Source organism: Vibrio makurazakiensis (genome assembly GCF_050337375.1).
In the GTDB taxonomy this organism is placed as follows: domain Bacteria; phylum Pseudomonadota; class Gammaproteobacteria; order Enterobacterales; family Vibrionaceae; genus Vibrio; species Vibrio makurazakiensis.
The window spans coordinates 1-15,537 of record NZ_JAKJSW010000100.1 but is presented as its reverse complement, the minus strand read 5'-3'; the positions used below and the strand labels follow the sequence as shown (position 1 = coordinate 15,537).

Genomic DNA, 15,537 nt, shown 5'->3' with positions numbered 1-15,537 from the left:
AAAGTCCATGGTTGCGAATCTGTGTTCTTCACATCTAATGTTACTTTCAGCTCATCGCCGATCTCAACATTCAAACGTGCATCGAACTGATGAGGCCATACTGCTAGAGTCTCTTCACTTGGTTTCAGACCTAAGCTAACAATCACGCCAACTTCACTTTCACGGTGTTCAACTAGCTGCCATTCACTTGAGCGAGCAAACCCATGAGCTGGAGCCGCAATGCGACCAAACCAAGGCCAACATACTGGAATACCACCACGCAGAGCTGTTTTACCATCAAACTTAGCTTGCTGGCTCATCCAAATTATGTCTTCTTGACCTTGAGGTTGAAATGATACAACGTGACCGCCAAACAGAGAAATTGCCGCGCTTGCTTTATCGTGAATAACACGAACTAGTTTGACGCCTTTATGTTCAACGATAGTGACGTTGTCAGAAAGTACAGTCAGTGCAGGTAGAGTAGATAAGTCCATTACATGATCCTTTTAAGGAAATTGAATTCAAATGCTGACTAGAGTGATGCTTTAAATTGAGGGCAGGCACGTGGAGGCAGTATTTGAATTAAATTTCTTTGGTTTGCTTTAAGAAGTAGGTTTTGTCTAAAAGATAGCAGGTATTAAAAAGGCGACACTAAGGTCGCCTTTTTCAAAGTCTGCTCAAAACAGTCTTCGCTAATGCTTATCTAAAGCTATTTCTAAAAAGAAATTACTTAGAGATGTGAGCGATTAGGTCTAGAACTTTGTTTGAGTAACCGATTTCGTTGTCGTACCAAGATACAACTTTAACGAATTTGTCAGTTAGAGCAACACCAGCTTTAGCATCGAATACTGAAGTTTGAGTTTCGCCGATGAAGTCTTGAGAAACAACTTGGTCTTCTGTGTAGCCTAGAACGCCAGCCATTTCACCTTGAGAAGCTTCTTTCATTGCAGCACAAATTTCTTCGTAAGATGCAGCTTCTTTTAGGTTAACTGTTAGGTCAACTACAGATACGTTAGCAGTTGGTACACGGAAAGCCATACCAGTTAGAAGGCCGTTTAGTTCTGGAAGAACAACGCCTACAGCTTTAGCAGCACCAGTTGRAGATGGGATGATGTTTTGAGAAGCACCACGGCCACCGCGCCAGTCTTTAGCAGAAGGGCCATCTACAGTTTTTTGAGTTGCTGTAGTAGCGTGAACTGTAGTCATAAGACCAGACTCGATGCCCCACTTATCGTTAAGTACTTTAGCGATAGGTGCAAGACAGTTAGTAGTACAAGAAGCGTTAGAAACGATGTCTTGACCAGCGTAAGATGCTTGGTTAACGCCCATTACGAACATTGGAGTTGCATCTTTAGAAGGACCAGTAAGAACAACTTTCTTAGCACCAGCAGTGATGTGCTTACGTGCAGTCTCGTCAGTTAGGAAAAGACCAGTTGCTTCAGCTACAACGTCAACGTTGATTGCATCCCACTTAAGTTCTTCAGGGTTACGCTCAGCTGTAACACGTACAGTTTTGCCGTTAACGATTAGGTTACCGCCTTCAACTTCAACAGTACCGTTGAAACGGCCGTGAGTTGAGTCGTACTTAAGCATGTAAGCCATGTATTCAACGTCGATAAGGTCGTTGATACCAACAACTTCGATGTCATTGCGCTCTTGCGCTGCACGGAATACGAAACGGCCGATACGGCCAAAACCATTAATACCTACTTTGATAGTCATTGTAGTTGCTCCACAACTTAATTTCTGATTAAAGATAACTGGTAGTAAAATTACAGAATCCAGTAAATTTCTGCAATAGATAATCCGACTTAACTTGTTTAAAGTCAAAAAAAAGCGACGCTTTTCTTAACAATTGTACGTAAATGGTCGAATTTTATACGTTATTGCGATTCTGAACCCTTCCAGTTGGGTAAAATAACTCAAAATGCTAAGTTACTTATGAATATATATGTACAACGTATCTCGGTGAGAAAGTATGTGCTACAAAAGCACGACGATGCAAGTTTTTATAGAAAAAAGTAAATATAATAAAAGAAAATGTGGGAAGATATTAACGTGAAACATGAGGAGGAAATGATGATAAAGCCTGATGAATACTGGCGTGAGAAGCTTACCGATACTGAATATCAGGTATGCCGTGAACGTGGTACTGAAGCACCCTTTACAGGGAAGCTTTTACATAACCACGAAACAGGTGTTTATAGCTGTACTTGTTGCGATTCACCGCTGTTTATTTCGGATAATAAATATGATTCTGGTTGTGGCTGGCCAAGCTTTGATAAGCCCATAACAGATACCGCGATTCGCTATATTGAAGATCTAAGTCACGGAATGAAGCGGGTAGAAATACGTTGTTCAGCTTGTGATAGCCACCTAGGTCACGTTTTTCCTGATGGTCCGAAGACTACGGGGGAAAGATTCTGTGTAAATTCAGTGTCGTTAATTTTCAACAAAAATGAAAAAAGCGGTGATTAAATCACCGCTCATGTCAGAACTTTTCAGATTTAGGTTACTCAGCAGCTAAATCGTATTTTTGGGGGATGAGGTTTGGCGTGTACTGTGCATCATCAATCGCATCCTCTATATTTTCAGCTATCTCATCTAATTGTTCGTAGATTTCAGGTGTAAAACCATAGAGCAGATTAAGTTCAGCCTCTGACGCTACTAACACTTCATACTTCTTTGCAACCATCGCCCAAATATAAGCTTTTTCTTTCTCGCCTAACTGGTGGTGAATACTTGCTAGTGATTTGAAAATTTCTCGGTTTACGTTCGACTTATTAGAGAGTTTTAATGCATTGTTTAATAAGACAATGGTTTTCTCTTGATCTCGAGTGGTATAGAAGGTTGCTAAGGCATACTGCATTTCTGCGGTATTCAATGCTTTAGTTCCTTCTAGCTGTAAGAAAGAACGCCGAGCTTCCATATCGCCAATTTGTGACCATAAAAAGTAGAGAGTTTGTGGATCTGTAGCACTGGACAGCTCGTTAACGATACGGTCGATTTCGTCAATACTGTGTAAAAGCGCGCTAAAACGTTTTTCTTTTAATGCAGATTGATCGATAGGGGCGATTTGAGATGCCAATTCAAGACATTTCTTGTAAGCAGCAACGAGCTTAAACTCTTCTATTTTATTCACGTTAGTTGGCTGCTTTATCACTTCAAAGCGATGCCAGATAAGATCAGTCCGAGGTAAGCGGCATTGGCCGTCATTCATGTTTAGCTGATCACAGCGTAACCCTGGGTTATCTGCGCATAGCTGATCTGTATTTTTGTTCCCTTCAAAGCAACCAGTAAGTACTAGCGGTAAAGTGGCTGATAGTAGCCATTTATTTATTCTCATATACCTTCACTTGTGATCAATTACGCTTATTTCTTTTTCTGTCCTTGACTCAAAATGCCAACAGGTTATTTTCGGGTGAAAATTGTTACGAAAAAGGCTCAACATGAATTCAGACCAACTGCTTAATGCGATTACACCCGATGTTTACGAGCGATTAAGCTATGCTGTTGAAACAGGTAAATGGCCTGAAGGAACTCAGTTGTCTAAAGAGCAGCGTGATTCATGTATGCAAGCTGTCATGCTTTATCAATCTAAGCATAATGTAGATGCGCAACATATGACAGTAGCTGCGGGTGGAGAAATCAGCTTTAAATCAAAATCTGAACTAAAAAAGCAATTTCAGCCAAATCAAGCAGATATTGTTAGAGTTAATCCTAATAAATAGCGTTATATTTTCGCTTTTTTAGATGCTTATACAAAAATGGGTGACCAACTTGGTCACCCATTTTTATTTGAAGAAATCTTGCGAAAAGAAGGAATGAAAATAAACTAGCCTGTTAGGCTATAGGTTTTCATTCAGAGCTCTATAGGCTCATTTCACCACGTAAAACTTGAGACATCTTTTCTTTAACTTCGTTGTAGTTTAAGTTTTGGCTCAATAGATAGTGCAATTTAGCAAGTGCGGCTTCAGGTGTCATATCGTAGCCACTTACCACGCCCGCCTCAGCTAGGGCACAGCCCGTCGCGTAGCCACCCATGTTGACTTTACCTGCCAAACATTGAGTTAAGTTCACTACAATAACACCTCGCTCTGAAGCGTCCTTCAAATGCTGAAGAAGCTCAGGATTTTGTGGTGCATTACCAACCCCAAACGTCAGTAGAATCATGGCATTAACAGGCTGTAATAGCGTGTTGCGAATAACTTCGTGCGAGATCCCTGGGTACATTGTGATCACACCGATCGGTTGAGGTGTAATGTTGTGAACTTTAAACGCACCTTCTGGCTGTTCATTCACGGTAATGTTGCTACCAACTTGAATGTTGATACCAGCTTCTAGTAGCGGTTGAAGGTTCGGTGAAGTAAATGCGTTGAAACCGTCTGCGTGAGATTTCGTACTGCGATTACCACGCATCAATTTGTTATTGAAGAACAGAGTCACTTCATTGATCGGGTAGTTCGCTGCAATGTGTAGAGCATTTAGCAGATTTGCTTGACCGTCTGAACGAAGCTCAGCCAGTGGGATTTGCGAACCAGTGACGATGACAGGCTTACCGAGGTTCTCAAGCATAAATGAGAGTGCGGAAGCGGTGTACGCCATTGTGTCGGTACCATGCAAGATAACAAAACCATCGTACTTATCGTAGTTAGCGCGAATATCGTCAGCAATGATTTGCCAATCCATAGGAGTCATATCTGATGAATCCATCAAAGGCGAATATTCATGGATGGTGTATTCAGGCATTTCTGGGCGATGAAATTCAGGCATGCTTGCCAATTGCTTATCCATAAAACCTGCGATTGGTACGTAACCATGGTCGTCAGATTTTTGCATACCAATCGTGCCACCTGTATAGGCGATGTAGATATGTTTTCTTGGCATAGGAATTATTACTTTAGTGGTGTAGGGAACAGGCGGCGATTATAACGAATTGTTAGCCAATAAAAAGAGGTATGACTCACCTCTTTTAGGCTGAATAGGGATTACAAACGGGATAAAAAGAGGCTGATGAACAAATGTTCACCAGCCTTTCAGCTACTATTTATATCCAGTGCTTAACACTGGATATACAACCTTATAGCTGTTCGTGATTTAAGTCGCTATTGTACTTGGCAATTTAAACAGAAAGCATAACGACCTTGTGGGTCATTAAAGCTTGTTAGGATCTCTGCATCTTGCGTCAGTTGTGCAGAAACAGGCTGCAGGGACTTAGGAACTAGAGCCTGGACGTTTAAGCCAAACGAAGCTTGCGCCTGATTCATAAAATCTTGAATGATTTGCTCTGTTGCAGAAAGTGGCTCTTCTACCCAATAGACGTTGTAGCTTTCGAGTTCTGCTAAAGAAGCTGCTGCTGCAACCGCATCATCGAAATCACCCATGCTATCGACCAAACCATGCTTCATTGCATCTTGACCAGTCCAAACTCGACCCTGGGCAACTTTATCGACATTGGATACTGAGATGTTTCTGTTATCACTGACTAAGCCAATGAATCGCTTATAACCTTGCTCAATGCCCATCTGGAATGCATCTTTAGCGCCTTGCGGAAGACCGGTCGTAATTCCAACACCAGAGAATGGTGAAGTGCCCACGCCATCAGTATAAACACCAAACTTGTCTAAGCCTTTTTCAAACGTGGTAATCACGCTGAAGATACCAATAGAACCTGTAAGTGTTGTTGGTTGCGCGATGATTTGGTTTGCACCCATTGAAATCCAGTAACCGCCTGATGCAGCTAAACTCGACATAGACACAACCACTGGTTTACCAGCGGCTCTTAATGCTTCGACTTCGTTGCGAATAACTTCAGAAGCGAAAGCACTGCCACCCGGGCTATCAACACGCAAAACTACTGCTTTTACTTTGTCGTCGTTACGAGCTTGACGCAGTAAAGCTGAAGTTGAGTCTCCACCGACTGTGCCACGCGGTTGGCGACCGTCCATAATGGCACCACTAGCGACAATAACGGCAACGTCACTTTCAGCAATTTGAGGCTCTGGAATGACAGTCGCTCGATATTCGTAATAACCAACAGCGTTATAACTGTCTTCTCCATCACTACCAAAAACTTCAGCTAAATCTATACGTACCTGTTGGCGAGTTGCCAGTTCATCAACTAAGCCCAGCTTTTTAGAAAGTTTTGCAATATCGCCATCTACCGATTTTAAATCCTCTAAGAAACTCTCCATTTTTGGGTTTAGAACGGAAGGTTTGATCTGGCGATTGTTTGCGACATCATCAACATACGCTCCCCATAGCTGACCTAACCAGCGAGAAGCTGATTGTTTTGCCTCGTCAGACATATCATCACGTATAAAAGGTTCAATCGCTGACTTGTACGTACCAACTCGGAATACATGAGTGTTTACGTCAAGTTTTTCTAAGAGAGACTTATAGTAAAGAGAGTACGCACTGTAGCCTTTAAGCATCACACCACCATCCGGTGCCATGTAGATCTTGTTAGCATAACTGGCCAAGTAGTACTGACTTTGGTTATAGAAATCCCCAATAGCATAAATTGGCTTACCAGTAGCTTTGAACTCGTTGAGGGCTTTAGCAATATAGCGAAGCTTAGTGAGGTTAGTTTCTGGTAAATCACGGAGAGCCAGAACTAGGCCAGACACATTTTCGTCGTCTTTTGCGTAACGAATTGTCTCAACAATATCGAACAGAACGTTTTCTTTAGGCAATTCTTTACCAAAGAGCGAACCGGTAACCGAGTCCATTGGGTTGATATACCGGCTTTGCTCGACAATAGGCCCTGAAAGGTTCAAAACTAATGCTGATTGTTGAGGAACCGTTGGCTGAGTCGTTGTGGAATAGAAATACACGAAATAAATGAGCGCAATACTGAGTAAAAATAATAAGTTGGCGAGTGCCATTCGCACAAATGTGATCAGCTTCCAGATCCCTTTGAAGATCATGCCAATAAATTTGAATAGTTTTTTCATTCTGTCTCCACAGCGAAATTCATGTCACAGCGCGTCACTGTTCCAAGGTAATCTCAATAATATTAACTGCTTAGTATCCTACGTTAATTCCCAGTTTCAGACCACAGTCTCAATTGTTAACTGATATAAATTATCAATTACTTACCAATAATAGTGTAGACAGACGTAAAGGGCTGTGTCGAAATTTCTGACAGGTGATCGGTGTTACATAAATGTAAACAGTTGTTTGATTTTTTGATTGTGGAGTAATATCGTGGTCAGACCACAAGGATAAACAATATAAGTGATGTCAGCCATGTACCCACATTTGCTCAAACCATTAGATCTTGGATTTACCCAATTACGTAATCGCGTGTTAATGGGCTCTATGCATACCGGCCTAGAAGAACAAAAAGAAGGTTTGCATAAACTTGCCGCTTTCTATGAGGAAAGAGCAAAAGGTGGAGTTGGCCTAATTGTTACTGGTGGGTTTTCACCTAATTTACGTGGTCGTTTAACGCCATTTAGTGCTGAGTTCAGCAAAGTGAAACATGCGAAAGCGCACAAAGTCGTGACAGAATCCGTACACAAGCATGGCGGTAAAATTGCACTTCAGCTGCTTCATGCAGGCCGTTATGCCATGCATCCATTTGCGCAAAGTGCGTCAGGTATCAAAGCTCCGATAGCTAAATTTGCACCCAGTGAAATGAGCCCTCGCCAAATTAAAAAGACCATCAACTCTTTTGCGAATAGTGCTGAATTAGCACAACTCGCAGGGTATGACGGCGTAGAAATTATGGGTTCTGAAGGTTATTTGATTAACCAGTTCATTTGTAAACGTACCAATATGCGTTATGACGAGTGGGGCGGTTCGTATGAAAAACGTATGCGTTTCCCATTAGAGATCGTTAAATCCATTCGTGAAGCTGTAGGTAAAGAATTTATCATCATTTTCCGTCTATCCATGTTGGACTTAGTCGAGCAAGGAAGCACGTTTGAAGATGTTGTTTTATTGGCTCAAAAGCTGGAAGAGGCAGGAGTCACTATCATCAATACGGGGATTGGTTGGCATGAAGCTAGAATTCCAACCATAGCGACTCAAGTTCCGCGTGGTGCATTTACGTGGGTAACAGAAAAAGTTAAGCCTTATGTAAGCATTCCAGTTGTCACTTGTAACCGTATCAATACGCCGGAAGAAGCTGAAAAGATTTTGAGTTCAGGACAAGCTGATATGGTTTCAATGGCGAGACCTTTCCTTGCGGACCCTGAATTTGTAATCAAGGCTGAAAAAGAGCAGTCGCACAACATTAATACCTGCATCGGTTGTAACCAAGCTTGTTTGGATAATGTATTCAAAGGCAAACGCGCGAGTTGTCTGGTAAACCCAAGAGCCTGTCATGAAACAGAAATCGTGATTCAACCAGCAACAAAGAAGAAGAAAATAGCGGTAGTAGGGGCTGGTCCCGCAGGGCTGGCTTGTGCCACAACACTTGCTCAACGTGGCCATGATGTTGACTTGTTAGAGAAAAATGACCGCATTGGTGGTCAATTTAGACTGGCCATGCAAATTCCAGGCAAAGAAGAGTTCAGAGAGACGATTCGATATTTTGCCAATCAAATTGATGAAACAGGCGTAAACCTTAAGCTCGATACTGAAGCGTCATTTGAAATGCTATTGAAGTACGACGAAGTGGTCATGGCTGCAGGTGTAGAACCAAGAAAGCTAAATATCGAAGGTATTGATAACCCAGAAAAGGTCGTGGATTACCAAACACTCATTAGAGACAAAACACCCGTTGGTGAAAAGATCGCAATTGTTGGTGCTGGTGGTATTGGCGTTGATGTCGCGACCATGCTGACAGAGCCGACGTCACATAACTTGGATGATTGGCTGCATGAGTGGGGCATTGATAAGAACATAGAGCACCCTGGTGGTTTGTACCCTTACCCTGATTCACTCAGTGATAAAACCGTATGGGTAATGCAGCGTAAAGAAGGGCGTGTGGGTAAGGGGCCTGGAAAAACGACGGGTTGGATCCACAAGCGAACTCTAGAAAAGCGTGGAGTAAACCTACTGGGTGGTGTCAGCTATGATAAAATCGATGACGATGGGCTGCACATTCATGTAGGGGATAAACAGCAAGTGCTAGACGCCGATAAAGTCGTTATTTGTGCTGGTCAGGTTTCTGTTCGTCCATTTGAAGACATGTGGCAAGAGTTCGGCGGAAAACTGCATGTTATAGGTGGGGCAGACTACGCTGGTGAACTTGATGCGGTCAGAGCGATCCGTCAAGGGGTTAAACTTGCTGTGAAGCTATAATAGGAAGAATGAAAAGAGAGGTTGAGCAGAGTCTGAAAGGTATTTACTGAAACTTATTATCATTTGTCTTCTGTGCTAAAGTTCGGAAATAGAAGTATAAAAATAATGATGTAAAGGACTTAAAAATGGATGCGTTAGATTTATTGCTCAACCGTCGTTCAATCGCAAAACTGTCAGAACCAGCGCCAGAAGGCACAGCGCTAGAGAACATAATTAAAGCCGGCTTACGAGCTCCAGACCACGCAGCGCTTACCCCATGGCGTTTCGTGATCGCACAAGGCACCGGTTTACAAAAGCTGTCGGATATTTTGGTTAAAGCTGCAGTTGCTGAAGACAGCGAAGAAGCGGTGATCGAAAAGGTAAAAAAAGCGCCATTTCGTGCACCTATGGTGATCACTGTTATCGCAAAAGTCACTGAGCACGATAAAGTTCCTGCATTAGAGCAGCACTTATCTGCTGGCTGCGCGGTTCAAGCAATGCAAATGGCCGCTGTAGCTCAAGGCTTCCAAGGTTTTTGGCGTTCAGGTAAGTGGATGTTTCATCCAGAAGTTCACCAAGCATTTGGGCTTGAAGGCGAAGATGAAATTGTGGGCTTTCTGTACTTAGGTACGCCGGGTTGCACACCAATGAAAGTACCAGAGCGCGAGCTGTCTAAGTTCGTTGAGTTCTTATAGTATTTATTGCAATTTAACTGTACGAATAACCAGTTTTTCTTGATTTATTAGAGCCACATTAGATAATGTGGCTCTAATTGTTTGTAGCATCTGGAAAAACATGTCTCGCCTTATTATTGCTGAAAAACCAAGCCTAGGTCGCGCGATTGCAGCGGCATTACCTAATCCGCAAAAGAAAGACCAAGGGTTCATTAAATGCGGAAATGGGGATGTAGTGACCTGGTGCATTGGACATTTGTTAGAGCAAGTTGAGCCAGACGCTTACGATGAGCGCTATAAGAAATGGAACTTAGCAGACCTTCCGATTGTGCCTGAACAATGGCAACTCAGACCTCGTAAAACTTCTAGTAAACAGCTTACCGTGATCCGAAAACTATTGAAGGACGCAACACAAATCGTTCACGCAGGAGACCCTGATAGAGAAGGGCAGCTACTGGTTGATGAAGTGATTGATTACTGCAAGGTTTCTAAAACTAAAAAAGAGTCGATGGATAGGTTATTGATTAGCGACTTGAATTTACCAGCCGTAAAACGTGCACTCTCCCAGATGCGCAGTAATCGTGATTTCATTCCTCTTTCTATTTCGGCGTTAGCGCGCTCAAGAGCAGACTGGCTGTATGGTATGAACATGACTCGCGCGTACACCTTGCTAGGTCAGAAAGCAGGTTATCAAGGCGTTTTGTCGGTAGGGCGAGTACAAACACCTGTACTTGGTTTGGTGGTGAGACGTGATGAAGAAATCGAGAACTTCATTCCTAAAGATTACTTTACTCTACATGCGTTGATCCCTTACCAAAACAACGGCCAGAGCTTTGATATTCGAGCGCGTTGGAAACCGAGTGAAGCATGCAAACCATGGCAAGATGAAGAAAGCCGTGTGCTCAATCGAAAGTTGGTAGAAAACGTTGCTAATCGAATTACCAATCAGCCTGCAACCGTTACGGAATCTGAGCAAAAGCAAAGTAAGCAATCCGCTCCACTGCCATATTCACTATCGGCGTTGCAAATTGATGCATCTAAGCGCTTTGGAATGAGTGCGCAGCARGTGCTAGATACTTGTCAGTCATTGTACGAGAAGCACAAACTTATCACCTACCCGCGCTCAGATAGCCGCTACTTGCCGAAAGATCACTACTCGCAAAGAGAGTCGGTAGTGGATGCTATCGCCAATAATGCGAAAGAACTTCAAAGCGGTGCACAGGGTGCTGATCTTTCCATTAAGTCAAAAGCGTGGAACGACAGTAAGGTTGATGCCCACCACGCGATAATTCCAACGCCGAAGAAATCATCGGTGAATGGCCTTTCTGCTAATGAGATGAAAATCTATCAGCAAATTGCTCGTCAGTATCTTATGCAGTTTTACCCTTCTGCAATTTTTGCTGATGCTAAACTAGTATTTGATATTGCTGGTGGCGTATTCATTGCAAAAGGACGTCAACTAATTAGCCCAGGTTGGAAAGTTTTGATGGGCAAAACGGATACGGAAGAGAAAGGTGATGGTACAGATACGGTGCCTCCATTAGATAAAGGGACGGTTTTAACCTGTCGTGAAGGTGTTATTGGGGACAAGAAAACTGAGCCACCAAAACATTTTACTGAAGCGACACTGCTTCAAGCTATGACGGGTATTGCTCGTTTTGTTGCGAACAAAGCTCTAAAAGCAATACTAAAAGAGACTGACGGCTTGGGTACGGAAGCAACTCGTGCGGGTATCTTAGATACGCTGTTCAAGAGGCAACTATTAACTCGACAAGGTAAAAGCATTCATAGTAGCCCTGCTGGAAGAGGGTTGATCCATGCATTGCCCGAAGACTCTACTTTTCCAGACATGACGGCTCATTGGGAACACCAGTTGCAGGGCATGGCAGAAAGAAACCAAGCATATCAACCCTTCATGCAAGCATTAGAAACTAAGATTGATGGCTTGATGGGTAAGGTTAAAACGGGAGAAGTACCAGAGTCATTACGCCATCTTCCTAAAATAGAAAGGCCTGCCTTTAAGCACAGAAAAGGCGGTGGTGCGAAGAAAAAAACTTACACTAAGAAAGGCTCGAAAGGATAATCGGCATCTATTGTTGGTGTTAGGATTAACGACCGACTTTACGCCCACAGCGTTTAAACAGCTTCTGCCAGTAGTCAACATGGCGGCGAGTTGATGATCGGAAAGCTTGGTGCGCATCTACAATAGGAAAGTAGTAATTGTGCAGTTCCGGTTGCGCGTCAAACATCGTAAGTTGTGGGGTTAATTGTTGATAATACCCATCGAGTTGCGCCATATAAGGTTGAATCTTCCCTATGTATTGTTGCTCAAAAACATTGTTAAGGTGACGAAACGTAGTGGTGTCTCTTTGCTTCCCGCAAATGATGTTTTTATCATATTTTAATAACTGCTTTGTGGTCGCATCTAAATACGCTGCTGAATTACTCAGAGAATAATTTAAATCTCCCAATACTCTCTGCTTCTCTAATGTCTCTTGAGCGTCAACACTCTTTAATGCACTTCTTGGTTCGCCAATCGTTTGTTGTATATGATTTAGTGCGTGGCTAACCTTTAATACCTGTTGGTCTATATCTTCACGTAACCAACCACTCCCACGTAGCTGAGCTTGCATTGCATCACTAGCGTAGATCAGGTTCCATTTATGCAGAGAAAGTTGCTGCTTTTTGTTATATTCAATATCTAAAAGCTGCTGATAGATTTCGGGTTCTAGTTGATTACTTGCAAGGCATCTCGCTAGCCCTTCTAGAAGCGCTACTTGATAGTCGTAGTTACGAAATTCATCAGCTACTTTTCCAAGAACTGAATTTTTCTCGGCGATTAAATTGAATAAACCACATTGACGCAATTGATAGCTATCGAGCAGCCCGATTGACATACTTGGTATCGTTAGATAAAGCTCGCGTTTACGTGGTAGAGGAGCCGATTGAAATTGATAATCTATCTGTGGAGCATCTTGAACGCGCGAAATACGTTTATGGTATTCGATAAGTTGGTCGGCAGGAGTGTCAGCCCCACACCCTAGTAGAGAAAAACTACTTAGAGTGAGAAGTGATAATCGAGTTACTTTGTGTATGAACAGCATCTATTCATTATAGTTGAAGCGAATTGCACTCAAACAATGTGTGACTACCAATTTATTTCGTTGCCGTCATAGTTAAGAAAACGCCCACTATCCTTTGTTCCTACAGAGCGAATAACATCGCTTAAACCTTTCACTGAAGTTTGTGTATCAATTAAAGCATTGGGTCCGCCCATAGTCGTTTGTACCCAGCCTGGGTGCAAAGCAATGACAGTAAACCCTTGCGAGGTTAGATCGTTACTCAAGCTTTTTACCACAGAGTTTAATGCGGCCTTAGATGAACGATAAATATAGCCACCGCCAGATGTATTTTCCGTCATGCTGCCCACCTTTGATGACAAGCACATTACTTTTTTGTCTCTACCTTTAGATAGCAAAGGGAGTAACGCTTCCACCAACTTTAGAGGAGCGATGGTATTTATTTCAAAAACTTTACGCCATTCTTCTACGTCAGTATTCCCTAAAGAATTACCTTTTGGGCCGTAATAACCAGCATTGTTAATTAAGATGTCGATAGATGGGAGTTGTAGCGCGATTTGGTCGAATACCGAATAGTCAGTAACGTCTATTTGGATGCAATGGAGGCGAGGGTCTTCTTTGCTGATCGTCAGAAGAACCTTAGCTGAATTTGGGTCACGATAAGTCGCATACACTTCATGTCCTTCGCTCAAGTAATGTTGAGCAAGGCTTAGACCTATTCCACGATTCGCTCCTGTGATAAAAATAACGCTCATTGTTGCCCCTTTAATATTCCTAGTCGTAAACTAGACTAATTCAATTTGGTTGCCTAATACTAGAAAATTAATTATCCACCAGCTTGCAAGAGTTAAGCTAGTGAAAAGTGCCACGGCTGTACAAGAGCCAACAAGGACGCCTAATAAAATGTATAAATTTGTTTTCATAGGAACTCAGTCATTAAACATGTAATTGATAACTATTATCATTAATTAAGTTTGTAGCCAAGAGATGAGCTGTTATTATTTTGAGATTACTTCGTTAGTGTTTCTGTTATGACGCCATTAATCTACCACCCTATATACTCAAACCTTCCTTTGCCTAAAGGGCACCGATACCCTATCAATAAATACAAGATGTTATATGACTCCGTGGTTGAGCTGATGAAAACGGAAACCTGTTGGCATGATAACTTTGAATTTATTGAACCAACGCCACTGACGATCGAAAAAGTGAAAGCGGTACATGATCTGAACTATGTGGAATCTCTAGTAAGTGGAGAGCTCGCTGCCGCGAAGATGCGTCGCATCGGTTTCCCTTGGAGTGAGCAACTTATTGAACGAACGCTATATTCGAGCGGAGGTACGTGTTTAACCGCTGAAATGGCACTTGAACAGGGTATCGCGATACATTTGAGTGGCGGGTATCATCATGCGCATTTTGATTTTGGTAGCGGCTTTTGCCTGTTCAATGATTTAGCTTTAGCGGCACATCACGCCTTGCAATTTGAGCATGTTGAAACTGTTTTGATCATTGATAGTGATGTTCACCATGGGGATGGTACCGCAACGTTGTGCCGTGATAATCCAGACATTATTACTTTATCTTTTCACTGCGATAAGAACTTCCCTGCAAGAAAGCCTGATTCAGATTATGACGTTCCGCTAGCAAGAGAGACTGAAGACGAGGAATTCTTAGTTTGTTTCGAGCAGGTCGTGTCTATGGCGATTGCTCATCATCAACCTGATCTAATTATTTATGATGCGGGTGTTGATATTCATGTTGAAGATGAATTGGGTTATTTAAATGTATCTACTGAAGGGATCTTCAAAAGAGATACCAAAATATTTGAAGTGGCGAAAAGTTCAGAAATACCTATTGCGTGCGTAGTTGGTGGAGGCTATCGAAGTGAACACTCAGATTTAGTGCCAGTTCACATGCAATTATTACGTGCTGCGTTAGCTTGTTACAAATAGGCCGTGGTTAGTTCAAGCTGTTTGGGTTGGACGTTAATTTAATAATCGGAGAGGGAAGTCGTTGGCTTCCTTTTGTATAGCTGAAACGAAGAAAGCCTAGCATTTCTGCTAGGCTTTCGAATGTGGTGGAGGGATAGGGATTTGAACCCTAGAACCGCTATTAACGGTTGCCGGTTTTCAAGACCGGTGCTTTCGACCACTCAGCCATCCCTCCATAGGCAAGGATAATATAGTGGTAGGATTCACTTGTAAACCCTTACAGGTACTGTTTGCTTTCTTTATAAACAATCTGTTGTGCTTATGTCTATTGACTGAACCTAAAGTTTAACATTAACTATTGAGGCTTCATAAAATCCACATATAGAGCGAAGTTTTCAAGGCCATAACTACGAATAATATTTAGGTTTAAATCATCTCTTGAGTATATTAAGGAAGAAATTCCCATTTTACTTATCTTAAGAGCGTTATTGTGTGATAACCCATTCTTATAAAGGTTATCGCCTCTATAGGTAACAGCTTTTACTCCGTTTAAAGTAAGCCAATCAGGAATTAACAAAGTTTCAATTTTAATGTTTAATGCTACATTATGAAATCCAAGTGATATTGCTTCGTTATATT

At 42.2% G+C, this 15,537-nt stretch carries 13 protein-coding genes, 1 tRNA gene and 1 pseudogene; 6 read left to right on the top strand and 9 right to left on the bottom strand.

Annotation, left to right across the window (positions count from 1 at the left end):
• A partial coding sequence (locus L4C33_RS12600; RefSeq protein WP_489686436.1) for an aldose epimerase family protein occupies positions 1-473 on the bottom strand: 473 nt, incomplete at its 3' end.
• Positions 474-705: 232 nt separating this feature from the next.
• On the bottom strand, positions 706-1,701 hold the full coding sequence (gap, locus tag L4C33_RS12595; protein WP_428812775.1) for a type I glyceraldehyde-3-phosphate dehydrogenase: 996 nt from the start codon (positions 1,699-1,701) through the stop codon (positions 706-708).
• A gap of 318 nt (positions 1,702-2,019) precedes the next feature.
• On the opposite strand from gap, the gene msrB reads away from it, so the two are divergent.
• On the top strand, positions 2,020-2,457 hold the full coding sequence (gene msrB, locus L4C33_RS12590) for a peptide-methionine (R)-S-oxide reductase MsrB (protein WP_428812774.1): 438 nt from the start codon (positions 2,020-2,022) through the stop codon (positions 2,455-2,457).
• 34 nt (positions 2,458-2,491) lie between these two features.
• Here the strand turns inward: msrB and L4C33_RS12585 are convergent, their stop codons facing one another.
• Positions 2,492-3,325: a DUF2989 domain-containing protein gene (locus L4C33_RS12585; RefSeq protein WP_428812773.1), complete on the bottom strand. Its 834-nt coding sequence runs from the start codon at positions 3,323-3,325 to the stop codon at positions 2,492-2,494.
• A gap of 103 nt (positions 3,326-3,428) precedes the next feature.
• Between L4C33_RS12585 and L4C33_RS12580 the strand changes: the two genes are divergently transcribed.
• On the top strand, positions 3,429-3,710 hold the full coding sequence (locus tag L4C33_RS12580) for a YeaC family protein (RefSeq protein ID WP_428812772.1): 282 nt from the start codon (positions 3,429-3,431) through the stop codon (positions 3,708-3,710).
• Positions 3,711-3,849: 139 nt separating this feature from the next.
• On the opposite strand, the gene ansA is transcribed toward L4C33_RS12580, so the two are convergent.
• Positions 3,850-4,866: an asparaginase gene (gene ansA / locus L4C33_RS12575; protein ID WP_428812771.1), complete on the bottom strand. Its 1,017-nt coding sequence runs from the start codon at positions 4,864-4,866 to the stop codon at positions 3,850-3,852.
• Between the two features lie 218 nt (positions 4,867-5,084).
• On the bottom strand, positions 5,085-6,935 hold the full coding sequence (gene sppA / locus L4C33_RS12570) for a signal peptide peptidase SppA (RefSeq protein WP_428812770.1): 1,851 nt from the start codon (positions 6,933-6,935) through the stop codon (positions 5,085-5,087).
• Between the two features lie 286 nt (positions 6,936-7,221).
• Between sppA and L4C33_RS12565 the strand changes: the two genes are divergently transcribed.
• The 3 genes from L4C33_RS12565 to L4C33_RS12555 all read left to right on the top strand — a co-directional run bounded on the left by L4C33_RS12565 (position 7,222) and on the right by L4C33_RS12555 (position 11,970).
• Positions 7,222-9,234, top strand: a complete 2,013-nt coding sequence (locus L4C33_RS12565; RefSeq protein ID WP_428812776.1) for a 2,4-dienoyl-CoA reductase FMN-binding domain-containing protein — start codon at positions 7,222-7,224, stop codon at positions 9,232-9,234.
• Positions 9,235-9,359: 125 nt separating this feature from the next.
• A complete protein-coding gene (locus tag L4C33_RS12560; RefSeq protein ID WP_428812769.1) occupies positions 9,360-9,908 on the top strand; it encodes an NAD(P)H nitroreductase in 549 nt (182 codons plus the stop codon).
• A 100-nt stretch (positions 9,909-10,008) separates the two neighbouring features.
• Entirely contained in the window at positions 10,009-11,970 is a 1,962-nt protein-coding gene (locus L4C33_RS12555; RefSeq protein ID WP_428812768.1) for a DNA topoisomerase III, read from the top strand.
• Between the two features lie 25 nt (positions 11,971-11,995).
• On the opposite strand, the gene L4C33_RS12550 is transcribed toward L4C33_RS12555, so the two are convergent.
• Positions 11,996-12,991 (bottom strand): DUF3080 domain-containing protein, encoded by a 996-nt coding sequence (locus L4C33_RS12550; RefSeq protein ID WP_428812767.1) that lies wholly within the window; start codon positions 12,989-12,991, stop codon positions 11,996-11,998.
• A 44-nt stretch (positions 12,992-13,035) separates the two neighbouring features.
• On the bottom strand, positions 13,036-13,722 hold the full coding sequence (locus L4C33_RS12545; protein WP_428812766.1) for an SDR family oxidoreductase: 687 nt from the start codon (positions 13,720-13,722) through the stop codon (positions 13,036-13,038).
• Between the two features lie 276 nt (positions 13,723-13,998).
• Here L4C33_RS12545 and L4C33_RS12540 point away from each other — a divergent pair, with 276 nt between their 5' ends.
• Positions 13,999-14,919 (top strand): histone deacetylase family protein, encoded by a 921-nt coding sequence (locus L4C33_RS12540; RefSeq protein ID WP_428812765.1) that lies wholly within the window; start codon positions 13,999-14,001, stop codon positions 14,917-14,919.
• A gap of 123 nt (positions 14,920-15,042) precedes the next feature.
• On the opposite strand, the gene L4C33_RS12535 is transcribed toward L4C33_RS12540, so the two are convergent.
• Both L4C33_RS12535 and L4C33_RS12530 read right to left on the bottom strand, forming a co-directional pair.
• Positions 15,043-15,133 (bottom strand) — tRNA-Ser (locus L4C33_RS12535).
• Between the two features lie 120 nt (positions 15,134-15,253).
• Positions 15,254-15,537: pseudogene (locus L4C33_RS12530) on the bottom strand (glycerophosphodiester phosphodiesterase family protein); the annotation flags it as partial.